General features: G+C 68.1%; 22 protein-coding genes. 13 read left to right on the top strand and 9 right to left on the bottom strand.

Annotation, left to right across the window (positions count from 1 at the left end; genetic code table 11):
• Nucleotides 1–25: 25 nt before the first annotated feature.
• Both ACYVDK_RS05355 and ACYVDK_RS05350 read right to left on the bottom strand, forming a co-directional pair.
• Nucleotides 26–988 (bottom strand): ABC transporter permease, encoded by a 963-nt coding sequence (locus tag ACYVDK_RS05355; protein ID WP_460519036.1) that lies wholly within the window; start codon nucleotides 986–988, stop codon nucleotides 26–28.
• Between the two features lie 338 nt (nucleotides 989–1,326).
• Nucleotides 1,327–2,376: a LacI family DNA-binding transcriptional regulator gene (locus tag ACYVDK_RS05350; RefSeq protein WP_460519033.1), complete on the bottom strand. Its 1,050-nt coding sequence runs from the start codon at nucleotides 2,374–2,376 to the stop codon at nucleotides 1,327–1,329.
• A 208-nt stretch (nucleotides 2,377–2,584) separates the two neighbouring features.
• Here ACYVDK_RS05350 and ACYVDK_RS05345 point away from each other — a divergent pair, with 208 nt between their 5' ends.
• From ACYVDK_RS05345 to ACYVDK_RS05310, 8 genes are all read left to right on the top strand, one after another.
• Nucleotides 2,585–3,688 (top strand): DUF6807 domain-containing protein, encoded by a 1,104-nt coding sequence (locus ACYVDK_RS05345; RefSeq protein ID WP_460519031.1) that lies wholly within the window; start codon nucleotides 2,585–2,587, stop codon nucleotides 3,686–3,688.
• 1 nt (nucleotide 3,689) lies between these two features.
• Complete coding sequence (locus ACYVDK_RS05340; RefSeq protein ID WP_460519028.1) at nucleotides 3,690–4,889, top strand: Gfo/Idh/MocA family protein; 1,200 nt, start codon at nucleotides 3,690–3,692, stop codon at nucleotides 4,887–4,889.
• Nucleotides 4,886–5,899 carry an endo-1,4-beta-xylanase gene (locus ACYVDK_RS05335; protein WP_460519026.1) on the top strand — a complete coding sequence of 338 codons (1,014 nt, stop codon included), beginning with the start codon at nucleotides 4,886–4,888 and terminating at the stop codon, nucleotides 5,897–5,899. Before ACYVDK_RS05340 ends, ACYVDK_RS05335 begins: the two co-directional genes overlap by 4 nt.
• Entirely contained in the window at nucleotides 5,896–6,708 is an 813-nt protein-coding gene (locus tag ACYVDK_RS05330) for a cupin domain-containing protein (protein ID WP_460519023.1), read from the top strand. The genes ACYVDK_RS05335 and ACYVDK_RS05330 overlap by 4 nt, the downstream gene beginning before the upstream one ends.
• Nucleotides 6,709–6,847: 139 nt before the next feature.
• Complete coding sequence (locus ACYVDK_RS05325; RefSeq protein WP_460519020.1) at nucleotides 6,848–7,831, top strand: GlxA family transcriptional regulator; 984 nt, start codon at nucleotides 6,848–6,850, stop codon at nucleotides 7,829–7,831.
• A gap of 215 nt (nucleotides 7,832–8,046) precedes the next feature.
• On the top strand, nucleotides 8,047–9,048 hold the full coding sequence (gene gap / locus ACYVDK_RS05320) for a type I glyceraldehyde-3-phosphate dehydrogenase (RefSeq protein WP_460519017.1): 1,002 nt from the start codon (nucleotides 8,047–8,049) through the stop codon (nucleotides 9,046–9,048).
• A 131-nt stretch (nucleotides 9,049–9,179) separates the two neighbouring features.
• Nucleotides 9,180–10,388: a glycoside hydrolase family 3 protein gene (locus ACYVDK_RS05315; protein ID WP_460519014.1), complete on the top strand. Its 1,209-nt coding sequence runs from the start codon at nucleotides 9,180–9,182 to the stop codon at nucleotides 10,386–10,388.
• Between the two features lie 200 nt (nucleotides 10,389–10,588).
• Nucleotides 10,589–10,981: a PLD nuclease N-terminal domain-containing protein gene (locus tag ACYVDK_RS05310; protein WP_460519012.1), complete on the top strand. Its 393-nt coding sequence runs from the start codon at nucleotides 10,589–10,591 to the stop codon at nucleotides 10,979–10,981.
• 254 nt (nucleotides 10,982–11,235) lie between these two features.
• Here ACYVDK_RS05310 and argG read toward each other — a convergent pair whose 3' ends face one another.
• Nucleotides 11,236–12,663 (bottom strand): argininosuccinate synthase, encoded by a 1,428-nt coding sequence (gene argG, locus ACYVDK_RS05305; protein ID WP_460519009.1) that lies wholly within the window; start codon nucleotides 12,661–12,663, stop codon nucleotides 11,236–11,238.
• Between the two features lie 180 nt (nucleotides 12,664–12,843).
• The gene (locus tag ACYVDK_RS05300) at nucleotides 12,844–13,449 is read right to left on the bottom strand and encodes a TetR/AcrR family transcriptional regulator (RefSeq protein ID WP_460519006.1); all 606 of its coding nucleotides are present in this window, start codon (nucleotides 13,447–13,449) and stop codon (nucleotides 12,844–12,846) included.
• Nucleotides 13,450–13,489: 40 nt separating this feature from the next.
• On the opposite strand from ACYVDK_RS05300, the gene ACYVDK_RS05295 reads away from it, so the two are divergent.
• Nucleotides 13,490–13,969, top strand: a complete 480-nt coding sequence (locus ACYVDK_RS05295; RefSeq protein ID WP_460519002.1) for a group II truncated hemoglobin — start codon at nucleotides 13,490–13,492, stop codon at nucleotides 13,967–13,969.
• Nucleotides 13,970–13,986: 17 nt separating this feature from the next.
• Here the strand turns inward: ACYVDK_RS05295 and ACYVDK_RS05290 are convergent, their stop codons facing one another.
• Nucleotides 13,987–14,544, bottom strand: coding sequence for a YybH family protein (locus tag ACYVDK_RS05290; RefSeq protein WP_460518999.1), 558 nt, complete (start codon nucleotides 14,542–14,544; stop codon nucleotides 13,987–13,989).
• Nucleotides 14,537–15,172 (bottom strand): TetR/AcrR family transcriptional regulator, encoded by a 636-nt coding sequence (locus tag ACYVDK_RS05285; RefSeq protein WP_460518996.1) that lies wholly within the window; start codon nucleotides 15,170–15,172, stop codon nucleotides 14,537–14,539. Before ACYVDK_RS05285 ends, ACYVDK_RS05290 begins: the two co-directional genes overlap by 8 nt.
• A 90-nt stretch (nucleotides 15,173–15,262) precedes the next feature.
• Here ACYVDK_RS05285 and ACYVDK_RS05280 point away from each other — a divergent pair, with 90 nt between their 5' ends.
• Nucleotides 15,263–15,967 carry an SDR family oxidoreductase gene (locus tag ACYVDK_RS05280; RefSeq protein WP_460518993.1) on the top strand — a complete coding sequence of 235 codons (705 nt, stop codon included), beginning with the start codon at nucleotides 15,263–15,265 and terminating at the stop codon, nucleotides 15,965–15,967.
• 47 nt (nucleotides 15,968–16,014) lie between these two features.
• Here ACYVDK_RS05280 and ACYVDK_RS05275 read toward each other — a convergent pair whose 3' ends face one another.
• Entirely contained in the window at nucleotides 16,015–16,893 is an 879-nt protein-coding gene (locus ACYVDK_RS05275) for a helix-turn-helix transcriptional regulator (protein ID WP_460518990.1), read from the bottom strand.
• Between the two features lie 57 nt (nucleotides 16,894–16,950).
• Here ACYVDK_RS05275 and ACYVDK_RS05270 point away from each other — a divergent pair, with 57 nt between their 5' ends.
• Nucleotides 16,951–18,402 (top strand): MFS transporter, encoded by a 1,452-nt coding sequence (locus ACYVDK_RS05270; RefSeq protein ID WP_460518987.1) that lies wholly within the window; start codon nucleotides 16,951–16,953, stop codon nucleotides 18,400–18,402.
• Nucleotides 18,403–18,625: 223 nt separating this feature from the next.
• Here the strand turns inward: ACYVDK_RS05270 and ACYVDK_RS05265 are convergent, their stop codons facing one another.
• On the bottom strand, nucleotides 18,626–19,183 hold the full coding sequence (locus ACYVDK_RS05265) for a CGNR zinc finger domain-containing protein (RefSeq protein ID WP_460518984.1): 558 nt from the start codon (nucleotides 19,181–19,183) through the stop codon (nucleotides 18,626–18,628).
• A gap of 60 nt (nucleotides 19,184–19,243) precedes the next feature.
• Here ACYVDK_RS05265 and ACYVDK_RS05260 point away from each other — a divergent pair, with 60 nt between their 5' ends.
• A complete protein-coding gene (locus tag ACYVDK_RS05260; protein ID WP_460518981.1) occupies nucleotides 19,244–20,170 on the top strand; it encodes a DMT family transporter in 927 nt (308 codons plus the stop codon).
• Between the two features lie 62 nt (nucleotides 20,171–20,232).
• Here the strand turns inward: ACYVDK_RS05260 and ACYVDK_RS05255 are convergent, their stop codons facing one another.
• Nucleotides 20,233–21,186, bottom strand: coding sequence for a ketoacyl-ACP synthase III (locus ACYVDK_RS05255; RefSeq protein ID WP_460518978.1), 954 nt, complete (start codon nucleotides 21,184–21,186; stop codon nucleotides 20,233–20,235).
• Between the two features lie 551 nt (nucleotides 21,187–21,737).
• Here ACYVDK_RS05255 and ACYVDK_RS05250 point away from each other — a divergent pair.
• Entirely contained in the window at nucleotides 21,738–22,250 is a 513-nt protein-coding gene (locus ACYVDK_RS05250; RefSeq protein ID WP_460518975.1) for a glycine cleavage system transcriptional repressor, read from the top strand.
• Nucleotides 22,251–22,405 lie beyond the last annotated feature (155 nt).

Below are 22,405 nucleotides of genomic sequence, written 5' to 3'. Positions count from 1 at the left end.
TCGATCACGGGTACGGAGTTGTTGATCACCACAGGCTCGCTCCGATCACGCGCCGGGAGATGAAGTTGGCGGAGACCACGAGAATGAGCCCGATGGCGGCCTCGAAGATGCCGATGGCCGCGGCGTAGCTGAAGCTTCCCGATTGGATGCCGACGCGATAGAGGTAGGTGGAGATGACGTCGGCAGTGTCGTAGATCGCCGGATTGTAGAGCAGCAGGATCTTCTCGAAGCCGACCGCCATGAAGCTGCCGATGTTGAGGATGAGCAGCGTGATGATCGTGGGACGGATGCCCGGCAGCGTCACGTGCCAGATCTGCCGCATACGCCCTGCACCGTCGATGCGCGCCGCTTCGTACAGGCTCTCGTCGATGGTCGTCAGGGCCGCGAGGTAGAGGATCGTGCCCCAGCCGGCGGTCTGCCAGATCTCGCTGATCACGTAGATGGCGGGGAACCAGCCTGGATCCTGCAGGAACTCGATCTTGTGCACGCCGAACACGCTCAGCAACTGGTTGATCGACCCGGTCGCGGAGGTGAGCTGCATGATCATGCCGGCGACGATCACGATCGAGAGGAAGTGCGGCAGGTAGGTCGTGGTCTGAACGAACTTCTTGAATCCGCGGTTGCGCACCTCGTTCAGCAGCAGGGCGAATACGAGCGGCACCGGGAACCCGAATATCAGAGTGAGGCCGCCGAGCATGATCGTGTTGCGGAAGACCTGCCAGAACGACGGATCCGACAGGAACATCGTGAAGTTGTCGAGGCCGACCCAGCCCTCGCCGAAGATGTTGCCCCCCGGCACGTAGTTGCGGAAGGCGATGATGTTGCCGACCATCGGCACGTAGCGGAACACCACGAACCAGAGAACGGGGAGCACGAGCAGGGAGTAAAGCTGCCAGTTGCGCCACCATGGAGTGCGTCTTCGCGGCGGTCGTGAAGCGGCCGTCGGCATCGCGGTCTTCGTGCGCCGCGTGACCGTTGAGCTGGTCATGCGCGTCGTCCCTTCTCGTCGCTGTGCGCTGAGGGGAGTCCCGCCACCGCAGTGTGGTCGTTTCGAACGTGACGCTTTCGGTTCGGATACCGAAAGTCGTTTCGATCAGATATCGAAAGTGAAGGTAACGCAGGATCGCAGCGGGTGTCAACCGGTAAGCGCTTGCCGCACCCCAGTACGGGTGCCCAGACGCCCCCGGCGGACGGGGTCGGTGGGCACACGGCTGAGGGCCGGGCCCGCGGAATCATGCGGAAGCGTGGGCCATGCGCTGCTCGTCGGCATCGCGAAAGCGATTCGTCCGACGAGGGCGAACGGTGACACCGTTTACCCTCAGGCCGTCAGCGTGTCGCGCGCCCCCGTGTTCCGGCCTCACGCCGGGTGTCGTCTGAGGCAAGCGCCACCGCACTGCCCCGCTCGACGAGATACGTCGGAAGCTCGAGGCGTTGCGCACCGCGCGTGCCCGCGCCCGAGTCCTGCACGAGGCGAACCGCTTCTGCGGCCATCTGCGCCAGCGGCTGATGGATGGTGGTGAGGGCGGGCGCGAGATGTCTGCTCAGCACCGTGTCGTCGAATCCGATCACCGACAGCTCGGAGGGAATTCGGATGTCCCGCTCCCTCGCCGCCTCGTACAACCCCGCCGCTTGCTGGTCGGAGCTGGTGAAGATGGCCGTGGGACGCTCCGCGAGATCGAGCAACCTTCCGCCCGCACGGTGGCCGTCGCTGATCAGGAACTCGGCCTCGACCACGAGTTCGGGCAGGTACGGGATGCCCGCCCGTCGCAGTGCCGCGGCGTAGCCCTCCTGCCGCTCGAGTGCGTTGTCCAGATCGCTCCGCCCCGCCAGTAGTCCGATCCGACGGTGCCCCAATTCGACCAGCCGGTTCGTCGCCTCGTAGCCGCCCGACCAGTTCGTGGCGCGGATCGCGGGAAACTGCCACTTCTCAGCGTGTGGCGGATCCACGAGGACCACCGGGATCGTCAATGTCGAGAGCGCTTGAAGTATCTCGTTCCCACGGCTGGGCAGTGCGGCGATGACGCCGGCTGAGCGTCGCGTTCGGATCGCCTCGATCCAGCGCTCTAGGGAGAAGTTCTCGTGCACGGAGCTCGTGATGATCATGGCGACCTCGCGCGCAGCCGACTCGCGCTCTGCACCTTTGATGAGCTCGAGGGCCCACGCAGAGTCCGCTCCCTCGATCAGGAACTCGACCGCACCCGACGCGTTGGGCATGCCTCGTCTGCTCTGATACCCGGTGGCTTCGAGTGCGGCGAACACCTTGTCGCGGGTGGCCGCAGCCACATCGGCCTTGCTGTTGAGCACCTTTGACACCGTCGGGATGGAGACCCCGGCGTGGGCGGCGACCTCGGCCAGTGTGCCCTTGGATCCGGCCATATGAAACTTCCTCCTTGACGGGGCTCGGCGTTCGCGTGCCCCGACAGCTACCCGTTCGTCGACTCGAACACGGTTCGCTCGAGCCCATTCTTGACGACGGGCATCCCCCACCGTAGGCTGCCGTTCCGATAACCTATCGAAAAAGTTGCGGACTGAGCGCCGGTCCGACGCCGATCAACGACGATTCTATGGAAGGCATCCAGACCCGATGAGCGTGAAACCGCCTCGACCACTCACCTTCATTCACGAAGTCGACCGCGAAGTGCGCATCGTCGCGCACGCGGCTGAGGCCACGGCCTCCGTCGAACTCATGCGCTACGTCTACGCGCCGACGGAGGCACAGTTCGAGTCGCCGCGACCGTACGTGCATCCGCTCCGCACACCGGGTGGGCGGCTTGTCACGGTGTTCCGCCCCTGGGATCACGTCTGGCACAAGGGCATCACGATGGCGCTCCCCAACGTCGGGCCGGACAACTTCTGGGGTGGCGCCACCTACACCCGCAAGGTGGGCTGGTACGCCGACCTCAAGAACAACGGCTCGCAAGACCACGACACGGTCATCGCGATGGCCACGGAGGATGACCGCGCGGTGTTCCGTCACGCGCTCACCTGGCGCCGTCAGCCCGCCGACGGAAGTGACCGCGGCGACATCGTCTTCACCGAGATGCGCACGCTGACCGCGACGCTCGCCCCTGGGCACGACGCCTGGGTGCTGGGATGGCGCAGCGAGCTCACGAACGTGTCGGGCGCCCCGATCGAGATGGGCTCGCCCACCACGGAAGGGCGGGAGAATGCCGGCTATGGCGGCCTGTTCTGGCGCGGACCGCGGTCGTTCACCGGAGGCGAGCTCCTGGCAGCCAACGGCGTGACCGGCGAAGACGTCCGCGGAACGCGGGGTGAATGGGCCGGCTTCTGCGGCCGTCACGACGGCGCTGACGGGTCGTCAACGGTGGTTTTCGTCGATCAGAGCGCGCCGCAGGGATTCGACACGAAGTGGTTCGTGCGATCCGAGCCGTTCGCCTGCATGAACCCGGCGCCGTTCTTCGACAGGGTGAGGGTGGTCGAGGTGGCAGAGACCATCGTGTTGGAGCACGCCGTGGCGATCGCCGACGGTGCCGCGGATGCCACGCGCATGACCGATCTCGCGGCAGCGGCCGCTAATGCGGCGACTCGTGCCTCCGCCGTGGCTGGATTGGACGGCTTCGATGGCTTGGGCGGCGTGGACGGCGTGGATGGCGTCGAGGGGATGCGAGATGCTGCGGACTCCGCAGCGCGAGGCGACGGCGTTGTCGAGCGGGCGGGGGTGCGCTGAGATGAGTGCGCACGACGTTAACGCCGCCCAGGCGCCCTCTTCCTGTGAATCGTTCGCCGACGGGCCGCCCCGAGCGAGCGGCCATCGCCGGTTCACGCCGCAGAACCCGCTGCGCATCGGCATCGTCGGCACCGGCGGCATCGCCCGCGTGCACGCGGAGAACGTGCAGCGCCTCGACGGCCGGGCTCGCATCGTCGGCGCATGCGACATCGAGCCGGAACGCGTGCGCGAGTTCCAGCGAACATGGGATGTTCCGATCGGCACGACCGGCCTCGACGAGCTGCTGGAGGCCACCGACCTCGACATCGTGCATCTGTGCTCGCCGCCCGGACTGCACAAGGAGCAGGCGATCGCCGTGCTGCGGCGCGGCATCCACGTGCTCAGCGAGAAGCCGCCGGCGCTCTCGCTCGCCGAGCTCGACGAGATCGCCGAGGCGGAACGCGCAGGCGGCGCGCAGTTCGCCACCGTGTCGCAGCACCGTTTCGGCTCGCGGGCGCTGTGGCTGCGCGATCGCGTGGCAGACGGTGCGCTCGGCCGCCCGCTGACGGCCGTCTGCAACACGTTGTGGTACCGGCCGGACTCGTACTTCGAGGTGCCGTGGCGCGGCAAGTGGGACGTCGAGGGTGGCGGACCGACGATGGGTCACGGCATCCATCAGATGGACACCATGCTCTCCATCCTCGGCCCGTGGTCTCAGGTGGTGGCCGTCGCGGCCAGGCAGGCGCGACCGGTGATCACCGAGGACCTCTCGCACGCGATCGTCACGCTCGAGGGCGGCGCCGTGGCCAGCGTGGTCAACAGCCTGCTGTCGCCGAAAGAGACCAGTTACCTGCGTTTCGACTTCGAACATGCCACGGTCGAGCTGGAGCACCTCTACGGCTACTCCGACGACTCGTGGAAGATCACCGCAGCCCCAGGCCACGAGGACGAGATCACGGATGCCTGGGCCACGGGCCCCTCGGGAACCGGCAGCGGGCATTCCGCGCAGTTCGCCGCGATCCTCGACGCCATCGAGCGCGATGCGCCGCTGCCCGTCACGCTCGAGCATGCCAGGAGCACGCTGGAGTTGATCGCCGGCATCTATGCCTCCGCCTTCACCGGCAGGCGCATCGATGCCGGGGAGATCGATTCCTCGTCGCCGTTCTACCGCACCATGGCAGGAACAGGTGCTCCCTGGGCGACAGCGGTGGTGGTCGCATGATCGTCGACGCGGCTGCAATCGACCAGCCTGCGGTCGAACCGGAGACCGAAGGGCGACCGAGACCCGCCACGCTGCGCCTGGGATGCGCCGTCGATGCCGATGCTCTCGACGACGATATATATCGACGCACGATCGCGCGACTGTTCTTGGTGGTGACGGCGGAGAACGCCATGAAGTTCGCGCCGTTGCGGCCGAGTCGCGAAACCTACGACTTCGTGGCGGCCGATCGCGTGATGGCGTTCGCGGAGGCCGAGGGGCTGGCGGTTCGCGGGCACACGCTCGCGTGGCACAGTCAGCTCGCGCAGTGGGTCGCCGAGGCGCCCGAAAGCGAGCGGGAAGGCATTCTGCGCGATCACATCCGCACGGTCGTCGGGCGATACCGCGGGCGCATCGAGCAGTGGGATGTCGTCAACGAGGCGTTCGACGACGACGCGGAGCCGAGGCGGTCGCCGTGGCTGGAGGCCATGGGCATCGACTACATCGCCGACACGTTCCGCTGGGCGCACGAGGCGGATCCCGCCGCCCGTCTCTACCTGAACGACTACAACGTCGAAGACCTCTGCCCGAAGAGCGATGCGTACTACGAGCTGGTGCAGCGGCTGCTCGCCGAGGGCGTTCCAATCCACGGCTTCGGCGTGCAGGGCCACCGCATCGTGGGCGAACCGCCGGCGACCATGCGCGAGAACCTCCAGCGGTTCGCCGACCTCGGTCTCGAGGTGGCGCTGACGGAGGTGGACGTGCGGATGCCTGTGGCACAGGATGCGGATCCGACCGACGAGCAGCTCGCGGCCCAGGCCGCCGACTACCGGTCGATCGTGGACGACGCCCGAGCGGTTCCCGGGTGCACCGCGTTCGTGTTGTGGGGGCTCAGCGACGCGCACTCCTGGATTCCGGACACCTTCGCCGGCTTCGGGGCGGCCCACGTTCTCGACGGCCACCTGCGGTCGAAGCCGGCATTCGACGCCGTCTTCGGCCCGGGCGCGACGCTCCCCGCCGCGGCGCTCCGGTGAGCGGCGCGGCACCCGCGGACAGGGACCACCCGGACCGCGAACAGGTCGCACCGTTCGAGTCGCTGCGGGAGCAGGCAGCTGCGACGGCGCTGGGTCGTGGCCTACCCGGCGGGATCGCGGTGTCTCGCCTGCGCGTGTACGACTGGGAGGCATCCGACGGGCTGCGCGGCGGTTCGCCGCATCTGCACACGACGTCAACGGAGGGTTACATCGTGCTCGGTGGTCGCGGCGCCGTCGAAACGCTGAGTTCTCAGGGCCTGCAGCGCACCGCGCTCACTCCGGGCGCTGTGGTGTGGTTCACGCCGGGGACGGTGCACCGGCTGATCAACGAGGACGGCGCGCTGGACATCCTCACTCTGATGTCGAATGCCGGCCTGCCCGAGGCGGGAGATGCCGTGCTCACCTTCCCGCTGGAGATCGTGCGCGACCCGGCGCGATACAGAGCGCATGCGGCGTTGCCCGCGGCCGGCGGCGAGGAGACGATGGCCGCCGCGCGGGCTCGCCGCGACCTGGCGCTCGAGGGCTTCGCCGAGCTGTGCGACCGCGCGACGCGTGACCTCGGTTCCGCCTTGCGCGACCTGTACTCAGCGGCGGCAGCCCTCGTGGAACCGCGTGTCGCCGAGTGGGAGGGCATCGTGGCCGCAGGTCCGGGCGCCGCGCTGGATGCCACGATGCGCCAGCTCGCGTCCCTTGCGGCCGGCGACTCCGAGGGGCTTGCCGCCAGCGGCGTCCGCGCCGTGCATGCGGATGCCGCCGAGCGCTGGGGAATGTGCGGGCGCCTCACGGTGTGGGACGTCACGGCGCACTGAGCGGGGCCGCGGTTGGTTGTGCTGGCGAACACTGGTGTTCGCGCCCTTCGCCACGGCGATGTGCGGGGTCTGGCCTGGCATGAACGACCTCCTGCATAGGATTACCGCCAAGGAATCCCTTGCGCACAGGAGGTCGTCGGTGAACGAGCCGCATCGCGTCGCCATCCTCGTGCTCCCGGGAGCGGTGCCGATGGACGTCGCCATCCCGATCCAGGTGTTCAAGCCACGCGAAGGTGTTCCGTACCAGCGTGTGGTGTGCGCTCCCGAAGCGGGCGACGTCGAGACCGATGCCGGCATCCGCATCGGCGTCGACCAAGGCCTCGACGCGCTCACCACAGCCGACACCGTCGTCGTCCCAGGCTTCGACGACCAGCTGAGGCGATGGGATGCCCGCATCCTCCAGTCGCTGCGGGATGCCCACTCCCGCGGAGCGCGCGTCGTCTCGATCTGCACCGGCGCGTTCGCCCTCGCAGCTGCAGGCCTGCTCGACGGCCGCCGCGCCACCACGCACTGGCACCGCGCCGAGATGTTCCAGCGCGCATACCCGCAGGTGCTGCTCGATCGCAACGTGCTGTTCGTGGACGACGGAGACATCCTGACCTCCGCGGGGGTGGCATCCGGCATCGACCTCTGCCTGCACATCGTGCGGCAGGACTTCGGGGTTCACGCGTCGAACCGGGTCGCCCGGGCGATCGTCGCCGCGCCGTACCGCAGCGGTGGGCAGGCGCAGTTCGTGCCGCGCACGCTACCGGAGCCGCGCGGCGAGGTCTTCGCGCGCACGCGGGAGTGGGCGCTGCAGCGGCTCACGGATCCGATCACGGTCACCGACCTGGCGTGCAACGCCAACGTCTCCGCGCGCACGTTCTCCCGCCGGTTCCTCGAGGACACCGGTTACACGCCGCTGCAATGGTTGCTGCGCGCGCGTGTCGACATCGCCAGGGAGCTGCTGGAGGCAACCGATCTGAGTGTCGACCAGGTGGCCGCGCAGACAGGGCTGGGCACGGCGACGAATCTGCGCGACCACTTCAGGCGCATCCTCGGCACATCGCCGAGCGCATACCGCAAAACGTTCGCCGATCGTGCCCCGACGCCGGCCACCGCGCCGGAGGAGGTCGCGAGCTGAGCCGAGTGGGCTGAGTGGGGTGGGCTGAGCTGAGTCCGCTGCGGCGGGCGACGGGTCTGCTCACGAATCTTGGCCCCGACCGTCGATGGCCGGAAACCTTCGATCTGCGTCGTTCCTGCCGATGGCGGCCCCTCGTCCGCTCGCTCAGGCTGGATGTCGTCCACCAAGCACGACATCACCCAGCCCGACACGTCCCAGAACGAAAGGAACGGCCCATGGCTCCCTCACGCATCGCCATCAACGGATTCGGCCGCATCGGCCGCAACGTCTTCCGCGCGGCTTTCGAGCGCGACCCGGAGTTCGAGATCGTTGCCGTCAACGACCTCACCGAGCCGGCCGCGCTGGCGCAGCTGCTGCGTTTCGACAGCATACTCGGGCGCTTCCCCGGCCAGGTCGAAGTCGGGGAGAACAGCATCATCGTCGACGGCCGTCCGGTCGCGGTGCTCGCCGAGCGCGACCCGTCCAAGCTTCCGTGGCGGGAGCTCGGGGTGTCGGTCGTGCTCGAGTCGACGGGCAGGCTGACCTCGGGCGGTGCATCTGCAGCGCATCTGGATGCCGGTGCAGATCGCGTGCTGATCAGTGCACCTTCTCCCGATGCCGAGGTCACCATCGCGTATGGCGTGAACCAGGCGACGTACGATCCGGCATCGCACCGCATCGTGTCGAACGCGTCGTGCACGACGAACGCGCTTGCGCCGCTCGCGTCGGTTCTCGACGACCTCGCCGCCATCGAGGGCGGCTTCATGACCACAGTGCACGCATACACGCAGGAGCAGAACCTGCAAGACGGCCCGCACCGCGATCTCCGGCGTGCCCGGGCGGCGGCGATCAACATCGCGCCGACCACCACGGGAGCCGCCAAGGCGATCGGAAAGGTGCTCCCGCGACTTCAGGGGCGGCTCGACGGATACTCGATACGGGTGCCCGTACCGGTCGGTTCGCTCGTGGAACTCAACGTGACCGTGGAGCGCGACCTCACGGTACCCGAGGTGAACGAGGCGTACCGGGCGGCGGCGCAGGGTGCGCTTTCGGGCATCCTTGAGCACTCCACGGACCCGCTGGTGTCGAGCGACATCGCCGGCAACCCGGCCTCTTCCATCTTCGACGCAGGGCTCACCATGACGCGCGGCCGTCACGTCAAAGTGGCGTCGTGGTACGACAACGAGTGGGGGTTCTCCAACCGCGTGATCGATACGCTCGGGATGCTCGCTGCCTGACGAGTGAAAATCAGTGCCACGAATTCGAGACTGTGCGAAAATTCTTGCCAAAATTGCTTGACACCCGGATGGGAGGGGGAGAAATCTCTTCAGAGGTGCCCGCGGAGTTGCGGGCCGTCGAAGGAGCAAGCATGAATCTCTCATCGTCCGAACCGGACAGCGCCCCGCAGTCCTCCGCAGCCCGCGGCACCGCGTTCTCCCGCGGGCCCGGCATGTCCCGTCGCGCGGTCCTCACCGCAGGAGTGGGAGCCGTCGCGGGCCTGGCGCTCGCCGGAGCCGGCCTCGGTGCCGCGGCCCTCCCGGCCTCGGCCGCCCCGCCGTGGTGGGCGAAGCTGTCGCTGCGCCAGCAGGCCGGCCAGCGCGTCATCTACTCGTACCCGGGAGCGACGCCGCCGCAGTCGCTCCTCGATGCCATCGCCGCCGGCGAGGTGGGCGGCGTGATCTTCTTCGGCGAGAACATCCTGAGCCTCACCCAGATCGCTGCAGTGGTGGCGCAGCTGCGCGCCGCGCAGGCATCCTCTCCCGTCAAGGAACCGCTGCTGTTCATGACCGACCAGGAGGGCGGATACATCCGCCGGCTGCGTGGCCAACAGCCGATTCTGTCCGAGAAGCAGATCGGTCTGCAGCCGGATCCGGATGCCGCAGCCACCGCCGCCGGCGCGGGTGCGGCCGCGGCGCTGCGCAACGTGGGCATGAACCTGAACCTCGCACCGGTGCTCGACGTGTTCCGCACTCCGGGCAACTTCGACGACCAGTGGGAGCGTTCGTACAGCTCGGATCCGGTGCTCGCCGGCCGCCTGGGCGCCGACATGGTCACCGCCCAGCAGGGCGCGGGCGTCGCGGCGACGGCGAAGCACTTCCCGGGGCTCGGCGCGGCGACAGCCGCACAGAACACCGATCTCGGGCCGGTGACGCTCACTCAGCCGCTGAGCGAGTTGCGCGGTGTGGACGAGCTCGCGTTCTCCCCCGCCATCGCCGCCGGCGTGCAGCTGGTGATGACGTCGTGGGCGATCTATCCCGCCATCGATGCGACGTATCCGGCGGGCCTGTCGACCACGATCGTTCAGGGCGAGCTGCGCGGACGCCTCGGGTTCGACGGCGTCACCATCACGGATGCGCTCGAAGCCGGAGCCTTGACCGCGTTCGGCGACACGGGGCAGCGTGCCCTGTCCGCAGCCGAAGCCGGCATGGACCTGCTGCTGTGCTCCGCGCGCGACATGACCCAGGGACAGGATGCCCTCGCCGCGATCACCGCGGCCGCCGGCGACGGCACGCTGAACCCCGGTCACTTCAAGCAGACGCTGCGCCGAGTGCAGTCGCTGCGCGCCGGCCTGTTCTGATCCCAGCGGCGAGCCCGCGGCCGCCTGCAACGGCGAGTCCGCGCCGCCTGCAGCGGCGAGCCCGCGGCCGCCTGCAGCGGCGAGACTGCATGCCCGCCCCGAGCGCGTGGGGTTCACCCACTGTCTCGGGGTGGGCATGCAGTCTCGCGGGCGCTCGATGTCGGAGTCCCACCGAGTGCGCTCGGATCTAGGGTGAACGTATGTCCGTGCTTTCCATCGTCATCCTGCTGCTGATGATCGTCGCGCTGATCGACGCCATCCGCATCGACGACAGTCGCGTGAAGTACATGCACAAGATCGTCTGGATCCTGCTGATCATCTTCATCCCGCTGGTCGGGATCGTGCTGTGGTTCGCGCTGGGCAGGTCGTACGCGGGTGCGTCCGGTCCGATCCGGATGCCGCGGCGCCGGCCGCAGGCATCCGCACCGCGTATGTCTGCGCCGATGGGTACGGCGACCGTCACCGTGCATCCGGTTCCGTCGCGGGACGGGCGAACCACCGAGGAACAGCTGGCCGACCTCGAGCGGGAGATCGAGGAGGACAAGCGTCGCCACGCTGCACTGGAGCAGCGCCGCGACTCCGACTCGCAGTAGCGCGCTGCCACACTGCGACAGTGCGGTCACGCTGCACTGGCGCACTGCGGTCACGCTGCACTGCAGCAGCGCGGCCACGCCGCCGTGCGGCCGGATCGCCCGGGCCGCTGTCGGACTCAGTCCGCGACGGAGTCCGACTCAGTCCGCACGGGAGTCGGATCTCAGTCCGCGCCGGAGTCGGATCTCAGCTCGCACCGGAGTCCGGCTCAGTCCGCGCCGGAGTCCGACGTCAGCTCGTGCAGGGACCGGCTACCTCAGTCCGCGCCGAGGTCGAACGCGGCGGCCTCGTTGGCGGCATCCACCCCGGCCTGCTCCGTCGATTCGCCCGCACCGGCGCTGATCTCCGCAGCCTCGCCTGAACCGAGGTCGCCGACCAGCAGTGCTGTCGCGCCGCCGATCACGCCGGACGCCGAATACTGCTCGAGGCGGGCGCGCGAGTCCGCGATGTCGAGGTTGCGCATGGTCAGCTGGCCGATGCGGTCCTCCGGCTCGAACGCGGCATCCCCCACCCGCTCCATCGACAGCTTGTCGGGGTGGTAGCTGAGCGCCGGCCCGCTGGTGTCGAGGATCGAGTAGTCGTCACCGCGTCGCAGCCGCAGCGTGACCTCGCCGGTCACCGCGGAGCCGACCCAGCGCTGGATGCTCTCCCGCAGCATGAGCGACTGCGGATCGAACCAGCGGCCCTCGTACATCAGACGCCCGAGCCTGCGTCCCTCGTTGTGGTAGTTCGCGACGGTGTCTTCGTTGTGGATCGCGTTCAGAAGCCGCTCGTAGGCGATGTGCAGAAGCGCCATTCCGGGCGCCTCGTAGATGCCGCGACTCTTCGCTTCGATGATGCGGTTCTCGATCTGGTCGCTCATGCCGAGGCCGTGGCGTCCGCCGATTGTGTTGGCCTCCAGCACGAGGGCGACCGGGTCGTCGAACCCGACGCCGTTCAGTGCGACCGGGCGTCCCTGCTCGAACCGCACGCGAACATCCTCCGCCGCGATCTGAACGTCGTCACGCCAGAACGGCACCCCCATGATCGGCTCCACGATGGTCATCGGCGTGTCGAGCTGTTCGAGCAGCTTCGCCTCGTGGGTGGCGCCCCAGATGTTCGCGTCTGTCGAGTACGCCTTCTCGACGGATGCCCGATAGGGCAGATCGCGCGCCTGCAGCCACTCGCTCATCTCCTTGCGTCCACCGAGTTCGGTGACGAAGTCGCGGTCGAGCCACGGCTTGTAGATGCGCAGCCGCGGGTTGGCCATCAGGCCGTAACGGTAGAACCGCTCGATGTCGTTGCCCTTGTAGGTGGATCCGTCGCCCCAGATCTCCACGCCGTCGTCGAGCATGGCGCGCACCAGCAGAGTGCCGGTCACGGCGCGGCCGAGCGGGGTGGTGTTGAAGTAGGTCTTGCCGCCTGAGCGGATGTGGAAGGCGCCGCACTGCAGCGCGACGAGTCCTTCCTCCACGAGCGGCAGCTTGCAGTCCACGAGTCGGGACAGCTCCGCGCCGTACTGCGCGGCGCGGCCGGGGACGGCCTCGACGTCCGGCTCGTCCGGCTGACCGAGGTCGGCGGTGTACGTGCAGGGCACGGCACCCTTCTCGCGCATCCACGCGACGGCGACGGAGGTGTCGAGACCACCGGAGAACGCGATACCGACACGTTCGCCGACAGGAAGGGATGCGAGCACTTTCGACATGCCTTCAAGAATATGGGGCGCAGGGCCGAGTGTTCGCCGCACAGCTGCACCTCCACACGTGGGCCGGCCGCGGCTCAGGCGCGCCGGCGAACGCGTTCGCGCGCCCGCACGAGAGTCGGATCACGGCAATGACGATCACCGCATCAGCGACTCCGAGCAGCGGGAGACCGAGGCCGTGGTTCAGGCCAGGGGAACGGTGCCGCCCACCGCACGCCAGACGAGCGCCGCGGTGCGTGCTGGCCAGTCCGACGGCGGTCGGTCGCCGGCGAGCGCGAGGGCGTACCACGACCCGGTGCACAGGGTGACGGCGAGCTCGAGATCCGCGTTCGAATCGGTGAGGCCGAGTTCTGCGGCCCGCTGCAGGATGACGAGGATCCGGGCCCGGCGCGGAGCGACCACCTTCTCCTGATAGCGGTTGCGCGCCTCGACGGCTGTCGCCTCTTGGAGCATCGTGCCGACCAGGGAGAGGCGCCCGGGAAGGGAGACACCGCGTCGGAAGTCGGCCAGCTCGGCGAGCAGATCGGCCAGCGGGTCCGCCGAATGCGCCTCCGGTCCCGCCGATGCGGCGGCGATCAGAGCGTCGGCGGCCAGGTCGGGCTTGTTAGGCCACCGGCGATACAGCGCCTGACGCGTCGTGCCCGCCTCGCTGGCGACGGCGGCGAGCGAGAGCGCCTCGTATCCATGGGAAGACAGGTGCCGGGCGGTGACGGTGAGGATGCGCTCGTCGATCGTTCGGTCGCGGGAGCGGCCCGGCCGCCCCTCGCCTCGTGCCGTCTCGCGTACCATACCAATACAATACTGGATTGTATTTAAGAAGGAGCATCGGATGAGCGCGACTTTCCATGACGACGGCCCCACGCTGTACGAGTACGCGGGTGGGCGTGAAGCGCTCGAACTCCTCGCTGCCGCTCAGTATCGGCGCTGTCTGACCGATCCGATCCTGGTCGAGGTCTTCGGCTCGAAGGGTCGTCCGGAGCACGTCGAGCACCTCGGTGACTGGCTCACCGAGGTGCTGGGCGGCCCGCGCCTCTACACTCAGCGGCACGGCGGCCACGGTGCATTGCTCGGCCATCACGCGAACCTGAGTCTTCAGGAACGCCATCGGGCACGATTCGTGGAAACCTTCCTGGAGGCGGCGGACGAGATCGGGATGTCGCCCAACGCGCGTTTCCGTCAGAGACTCCTGGAGTACCTGGACTGGGGCTCGCGCATCGCGGTAGAGGTCTCCCAGCCCGGTGCGGATACCTCGAGCGACCAACCAGTGCCCGTCTGGGGCTGGGGCCCCGATGGGCCGCCCGAGGAGTGATCGCGGCGTGGGCTCGGTCAGCCGCGGGTCACCGCGAGTTGATAGGCCCGGAGGGCAGCCACGTCATCGATGCTGCCGTGATGATGCAGCTGCGCCCAGCGCCCGGCGTTGCCGTCGAAACCGAAGAAGCGACTGGTGCGGATCTTCAAAGGCGCAGTCGGCGCGTCTGACGCGGAATATGTTCCGGTCTCGGTTCCCGCGAAGACTGCGCTTCCTGGGTGGAGATAGGTGATGGCGTCGCCGAACGTCACCTCCAAGTGCATGCCGCTCGCGAAGATCCGCGCGTAGAAGGCCACCGCGTTCTCGCCGCCGCGCAGGATGCCGCCGACGGGGTTGTTCAGTTGCGCGAGCCCATCGCGCGACCACACTGCAGCCATGGCCTCGGCGTCGCGCTGGTTGAGCGCGTAGTAGAACGTCTCCAACGCCGCGACGGCGCCGGATGCCGACGGGTCGTTCATTTCCTGCGTGCGGTTGCGGGCATTCGGCCCGAAGCGGTAGTCGTTCAGGCTGATAATCGACCCCGCTTCGGGGCCCTGCTCAGTCGCGTCTGCGTTCGGGCTGGTTCGCTCACTCATGGTCGGGGAGCTCCGCTTCTGCTGGTGCGATCTCGGGGGCTGGAAGGCGTTCGTCGGTCAGGAGATGCAGGAGGGCGGCGCTGTCGTGGGCTTCCAATGGCCGGCCGGTGGCCAGCAGCCGGTACCAGATCATGCCGAACACGAGGTCTTCGACGATGTCGGCAGGCATGCCGGAGGGGGTATCGCCCCGTGCGCTCGCGCGTTCCAGCATCTGCCCGAGTGCGACCCGCCGTCGTTCAAGGAAGCCGGTGCGGAAGCGTTCGCCGAACTCGGGGTCGATCTGTGCTTCTGCCATCAGGCTGCGCAGAGTAACGGCGATTCCGGGGACGGCGAGCAGCGCGAACGACTCTCGCAGGAACTCCGCGAGCTCGACTCGAAACGAGCCCCGGTCTGCGATCGGCACACGCAGCTCGGCTTTGACGGCGAGTGACTCGAGCAGAACGTCGGCCTTCGTCGACCACCACCGGTAGACGGTCTGTTTACCGACCCCGGCTTTGGCCGCGATGCCCTCGATCGTGAGGCTGCGATAGCCGGCTTCGAGGGTCAGCGCGAATGCGGCCGACAGGATCGCCATTCGCGACTGCTCGCTCCGCTTGGGGCCTCGTCGATTGCCCGTCTCGTCGCTCACCGGCTCACAGTAGCAAATAACGAGACGTAACGGTCCGTATTCCTGCTATCGTCAATTACGAACCGCAACGTCTCGTGAAAGGTACGAATCATGACCACCACCTTGATCATCGGCGGCAGCTCGGGCATCGGCCTGGCCACCGCGATCCGTCTCGCCGCGTTCGGCGACGATGTCCACATCGCGGGTCGCAACGCGCTGCGGGTCGCGACAGCCGCCACGGACCGCGACCTGCACGGTCATGTTCTCGATGCCTCTGACGCCGCCGTCGTTCGAGCACTCGCCATCGAGCTCGGCACGGTGGACCGACTCATCGTCACCCTCAGCGGAAACCAGGGTGCAGGAGCGTTCGGCAGCCTCGATATCGGGGTTCTGCGGGCAGCCTTCGAGGAGAAGTTCTGGCCGACCGCCACCGCGATTCAGTGCGTTCTGCCGCAGTTGGCCGAGTCGGGATCGATCACCCTCGTGGGTGCGATCACTGCGCGTTCCGGGATGCCCGGAACGGCTGGCATTGCCGCGCTGAACTCCGCGATCGAGGGTTTGGTGCAGCCGCTGGCGGCCGAACTGGCGCCGGCGCGAGTCAACGCGGTGTCGCCCGGCTACGTCGACACGCCGTGGTGGAACATGGTGCCGGATGCTGACAGGGCGCCGATGTTCGAGCAGATTGCTGCCGGGCTGCCGACGCGCCGTATCGCTACGGCCGATGATGTCGCTCAGGCCGTGGTGCTGCTGGCCACCAACCCGAACATCACCGGAACCGTGATCGAGTCCGACGGCGGCGCGCATCTGGCGGCATAGACGCCATGTCGACGCCTGGGCGAGCGGGTGTTCGTCCAGGCGCGCCGTCAGCCGGCGACGGCGATGAGCTTCGAGCGCCGGTCCTCGTGCAACAACTGCTGCACCCTCCCCGCAGTGTCCGTTCCGTCGACGGGGTTATGCAGCACCAGTAGTAGGTCGGCCCGGCCCGGCGTCGTCAGCTGGGTCGACTCGAAGTCCAGGCGTCCGACTGTCGGATGATCGAGCACCTTGTGGAACCCCTCGAGCTCGCGAACCTCATGCAGGTTCCACAGCTCCGCGAACTCGCCGCTTGCCGCCGACAGCCGCTCGATGACGGCTGCGTAACCCTCGTCGCCGGGGTGTTCTGACATCAGTGCCCGGTACTGGGCCGCCATGCGTCGCGCGTGCTGCGACCAGTCGACGTATTCGGTGCGGTACATCGGATTCACAAAGAACGACTCGAGGCAATTGCCGTGTTCGTCCGGACCGTAGCCGAGCACGAGCTGGGCGGCTCGGTTCGCGCCGATCAGGTTCCAGTACCGGTCGAGCAGATGCGCAGGGTGGGGCATCCACCGCTCGATCACGCCGATCAGGTCGGAGGCGACGGATGTCTGCTGCCACGAGGTCGGCAGTGGTGGGTTCAGCCCGGCGAGCACGTACAGGTGGCGGCGCTCCGCCTCGCTCAGCCCGAGCACGCGTGCCACGGCATCCAGAACCTGCCCGGAAACCGTGATGTCGCGACCCTGTTCGAGCCACTGGTACCAGGAAATGCCGACGCCCGCGAGAACGGCGACTTCCTCGCGGCGCAAACCGGGCGTGCGGCGCCGCGGGCCCGCGGGCAGCCCGACCGCATCCGGGCTGATCTGAGCGCGTCGAGTCATCAGGAACGAGCGCAACTCGTCACGGCGGGCCGAAGCCCCGGCCGACGACGCCAGGCTGGTGGTCACGACAACAGGATATCCAGTGGCTACCGAGCCGATCGGCGCCGCCGCGAGGCTCGAGTCATGACAACATCCACCGCAGAAGTTGCCGCTCCCGAGCGAGCGGCCTCACGCATGAGCGCGCGTACCTGGCTCGTGCTCTTCGTGCTCTGCGCCGCCCAGTTCATGGTGGCGCTCGACTTCTCCATTCTCAACATCGCGCTGCCCACGCTCGGCGCGAGCCTAGGTCTCAGCGAGGCGAACCTACAGTGGGCCGTGACAGCGTTCGCGCTTCCGTCAGGCGGATTCCTGCTGCTGGCCGGCCGCATCGGTGACCTCGTCGGGCGCAAGCGGATGTTCATCGCCGGTCTCGCGCTCTTCGCCGCGGCCTCGGTGCTCGCAACGTTCGCCTGGGGTGCCGGGCCGTTCCTTGTGGCACGGGCTTTGCAGGGCCTTGGCGCGGCGGCGATCGTGCCTACCGGTATGGCGCTGCTGACCACCTCGTTCGAAGAAGGTCCGCTTCGCGAACGCGCCATCGGCATCAGCGGCATGATCCTCTCGCTCGGATTCACCGTGGGCGTCGTGCTCGGCGGTGTACTCACGCAGATATTCGGCTGGCGGTCCACGATGGCGCTCGGCGTCGTGATGGGCGCGCTCGTTCTCGTGCTGGCACCTCTGCTCCTCACCGAGAGCCGTGCCGAGTGGCACGCCCGGCTGGATATTCCGGGTGCGGTGACCGTGTCGGGCGGCCTTCTCGCGCTCATCTACGGCATGAGCGAGGCCGCACAGCGCGGGTGGGCGCACGTTGACGTGATCGCCTCAATGGTGATCGCCGCGGTCCTGCTCGGGGCGTTCTGGGCGGTGGAGAAGCGTGCGAAGCATCCGCTGGTCGCCTTGGCCGTGCTGCGCCGACCCGCCGTGGCGTTCGGGAACCTCGGCGGCATGATGACGTTCGCGATGATGAGCGCCGTGATGTTCCTGTCGACCCTGTACCTGCAGCAGGTGCTCGGCCTCGGCCCTGCGGAGTCAGGCCTCGTGTTCGGCGTGATGGGCGTGGTGGCCGCGGTCACCGGCGTGATCGCCCCGCGCTTCATCGGCCGCTTCGGCGCGCGACAGGTTCTCGTCACGGCTCTTGCACTGCAGGCCATCGCGATCGCCTTTCTCGTCTTCCTCGGGCCCACGAACGGTGTGGCACTGGTTGCCGTCGCCGGATCGGCCGCCTGCATCGGCCACCTCGGCGCAGTCGTCTCGTACGGAGTCGCAGCGACCTCGGGGCTGAACAACGACGAGCAGGGTCTGGCCACCGGTCTCGTCACGACAGCGCAGCAGCTGGGGCTGACCATGGGCATCCCGATCATCTCGGCGGTGGCCGCGGCGTTGACCGCCTCCCTCAGCGCGCACGGTGCCGTCACGGTGAGCGCTTCGCTTGGCGGTATTCGCGGCGGCCTCCTCGTGGATGCAGCCGTGGTCGGTGCTGCCGCACTCGTGATCGGGCTCGGGCTGCTTCGCCGGCATGCGAAGGATGCGTCGCACTGATCGGTGCTCGCCGCTCGGCAGGTGGATCGCCTGTCGGGCGGCGATCACGGCGAGGAAACCGCACCTCGTCGAGGCAGGGCCTTGGCCGGCCCACATGCGGATGCGCGCCGACATCGCGCTCTACGGTCGCGGCTTCTGTGCGTCGCTGGGTGGGCACCAGGCAAGCGAAGAGGCCGCGTTGTTCTTCATCCCCGATGTGCGCCCGGCCGCCGCCCCCGACACTTCATTCGCCGGCCCTGTGGCGGTACGCACGCACTCGCATGCGCGTGGAGCAGGTACTGCTGCAGGCCTTGCGGGCGTGCGCCGGATCGAAGAAGATCTTGCGGCAGTCGTCGTCAGCGCACCAGCCGAAGTCCTGGGGACGGCTCGCCAGGTCGGTGAGGGCACTCGTGACGATGCCGCCGAAAGCCGACCGGATCGGTACGGCCCGGCTCGTCGTCTCCTGAGAGACAGCCGAGTCGAGCAATCCGTCGATGCCGGTGGCGGCGGCCCGCCTGAGCGCGGCGGATGCCGTCTCGGCGTCGGGGGCGTTGGCCGCTTGGGGCATGCCCAGTCTGCCTCGTGCCACAGACGCAAGTGCGGTGCGCAGCTGCCGCACCCACTCGACGTCATCGAGCGTCGGTGGTGCTGGGGGTGGGAATCCCACCGCGGTCAACCATTCGCTCAAACGCTCCGCCGTCGTGAGGCGCTCGACGGGGTGGTCGGTGTACGAGTACTTGACGGTGCCGAGCAGGTCCGTCCATGACGCACCCGAGTTGTAGACGAAGTCGAGTGCTGGCATGCCCGTAGCTTAGCAGTGTAACGGCTTGACGCGTTACAATCTTCGTGCCACTGTAACGGTATGAGTCGTTACAGTACGTGGTGGCCGCGGGTGCTTCCCGTGATCTTCTTCCCGGCCTATGCATCCGGGTACATCGCCGGTGCGTTCGGTCTGCGTGCCATGCATCCGTTCGCCATGACGTTCTGGCGCTTCCTGCTGGCCGGGAGCGTGATCCTCGTGATCGTGGTCATTCGCCGCACGCCATGGCCGAGGGGATGGTCCAACTGGTGGCCGCTGCTCGCGATCGGCGCCCTGTTGCAGGTCGTGCAGTTCGGCGGCAACTACACGGCGATGAGCCTCGGGATGCCTGCCGGGCTCGTGTCGCTGATCGCGGGCAGTTCCTCGCTCATGATGGCGGTCGGTGCCGTTCCCGTGCTCCGCGAGAAACTGGGCGGCCGCAGGCTCGTCGGCGTGATCGTCGGCTTCGCCGGTGTCGCCGTCGCACTGGCGGGGCATCTGTCTGCGCCCAGCGGGGTCGCGGGCATCCTCGCGGCCGCCTCCGCAGCGATCGGTTATGCGGGCGGTTCGCTCCTGCAGCGCAAGCTGGCGGCCGGCGTCGACATCTGGTTGAACATCCTCGTCCAGTTCACACTCGCGATTCCCGTCACGTTCGTCATCGCTGTGTTCACCGGCGGGATCGGCATTCCGCTGACCGCGCCTGCGCTCCTCCCGCTGACCTGGATCGTTCTGGTCAACTCGGTGATCGGCATGTGGCTGCTCGGCCAGATGTTGCGCCACCACCCCGCCGCCACACTCAGCGCGTGGACGAACCTCATCCCGCCCTTCACCGCACTACTGGCGATCCCGTTCCTCGGGCAGCGCATGACGATCGAGCTCGGCGTGGGGCTGGCGATCGCTCTCGCGGGCGCCGTTCTCGTGGTGTTGCCGGCGCGCAGGAACGCGCCGGAACAACCGCCCCTCTCGACGGCCGGGGTGCGAACCGTGTGAGCATCGCCCGTGCCTCGGCGGATTCGGAGAAGGACGTGCGCGTCGGTTGCGCCGGTCAGGCTCTATTCAGGCAGGACCACGACCTGTCCGGCGTAGGCGAAGCCGCCGCCGAAGCCGAACAACAGGGCGCGGCCCCCGCGCGGAAGCTCACCGCGATGCCACGCCTTGGAAAGCCCAAGCGGCACGCTGGCCGCGGAGGTGTTGCCGGACTCCTCGATGTCGTGGATGACGACCTGCTTGCCGGTCGCGCCGATCGCCTTCGCGAGAGGTTCGATGAGACGCAGGTTGGCCTGATGGAACGCGACGACGTCGATGTCGTCGATCGTCACCCCGGCGACCTCCATCGCGTGGCGAACGTGCGGTGCCGCCTTCGTGAGAGCCCAGCGCATGATTCCCTGGCCGTCTTGGGAGAACACCTGCGGGTCGCCATCGATCACGACGGCGTTCGTCATGCCAGGCACCGAGCCCCACACGACCGGCGAGACCTTGGGCTCGTCGGACGCGACGAGAACGGCGGCACCCGCACCGTCAGCGGTGAGGATGCACGTGCGCCGGTCGTTCCAGTCCGTGACGTCGGAGAGCCGCTCGGCTCCGATCACCAGTGCACTGTTTGCGGAACCGGTGCTGATCGCCTGGTCGGCGATCGCGACGGCGTGCTCGAAACCCGAGCACGCGGTGTTGATGTCGATGACGGCGGGGCCGGGCATCCCGAGCGCATCGGCCACGCGGGCCGCGGTGAACGGGGTGCGGTCGACCAGTGTCGTGGAGGCGAGAACGATGAGAGAGACCGACTCCAGCCCGGCATCCTTCAGGGCCATGCGGGCCGCCTCAGTGGCCATCATCACGACGGTTTCGGAGCCGTCGGCGATGTGCCGCTCACGGATGCCCGTACGCGATCGGATCCACTCATCGCTCGTGTCGACCCGCTCAGCGAGTTCCTCGTTGGTGAGGATTCGCTTGGGCTGATAGTGCCCGAATCCGGCCAGTCGTGATCCACGTGGAGTACGAGCGTTCATGGTGCGACTCTAGAGATCGGCGCCGCTGCCCCGCAAAATTGGTCGTGCATCGATCGAGGGGCATGCCACCTGCGCACCTGCGGCCCGCCCGAGCGGCCTGACGGAAACGTGATCAACATCGTCCGGCACGCGGACTGAGTGGGCAGCCGAGCGGCGGCCGCATCGCACGCTTGTGCCGGTGTCGCACGTTGTGCCTGCATTCCACGCTGTGCCTGCATTCCGGGACGTGCCGGTGTCGCACGTCGTGCCTGCATTCCGGGATGTGTCGGTGTCGCACGATGCGCCTGGACTTCAAGCTATGCCGGTGTCGCACGTTGTGTCTGCATTCCGGGATGTGTCGGTGTCGCACGACGCGCCGGAATTCGCACGATGCGCCGGTCCGGCGGCGCCATTCCCTGCGGCCGATCGCGCGTTTTCCGGCGGAGCGTGCGACGCCGCACTGGGCGGCGGGGCGTTCGACGCCGCGTTGGTCGGCCGGCAAGCGTGCGGCACCGCACCGGGCGGCATACTCGTTCGACGCCGCAGTGGCCGCCGCGCCCTAAGCTCGTCCCATGGCCAGGCTCGTGCTCACCGTCGTCGGCGACGATCGCGCCGGACTCGTGCAATCGCTCGCCGACTCGGTCAGCGAGCATGGCGGCAACTGGGAGACGAGCGAGCTCGCCGAGTTGGCCGGGGCGTTCGCCGGCATCGTTCTGGTCTCCGTCCCGGATGCCCGCCTCGGTGAGCTGCGTGACGCGCTGCAGACCCTCGACGGTCTTCTCCGCGTCACCGTCCACACCGGCGCGACGGATGCGGCCCCGTATTCAGGCCGGCAGCTGACGTTCTCCGTACTCGGAAACGACCGGCCCGGAATCGTGCGCGACATCACGGGCATCCTCAGCAGACACGGCCTCACCATCGACCACTTCTCCAGCGAGACGCGCGAGGCGCCGATGGCAGGCGGCGTGCTGTTCGAGGCCGACGTCGTCGCCCGTATTTCCGCAGGAACGGATGTCGCCGGCACGGTCGCGGAACTGGAGCGGCTGGCGGGCGAAATCCAGGTGGACCTCAGCGTCGCAGAGTGACCGGTAGCCGGCTGTAGTCGCAGCTGCGCTGCTCGGCAGCCTCCATCGGCTCGGCAGAGCGAGCGAGCTCGCTCTGCTCTCGCCTCAGTCAGACCCTATGAGGGTGGGGTTTGAGTTGGGGCTTGATGGCCCAGGGCCTCACGGTGCAGATTCGT

The organism is Humibacter antri (assembly GCF_054777235.1).
The sequence above is the reverse complement of the archived record's forward strand: the minus strand, read 5'-3'. Positions and strand labels throughout refer to the sequence as shown.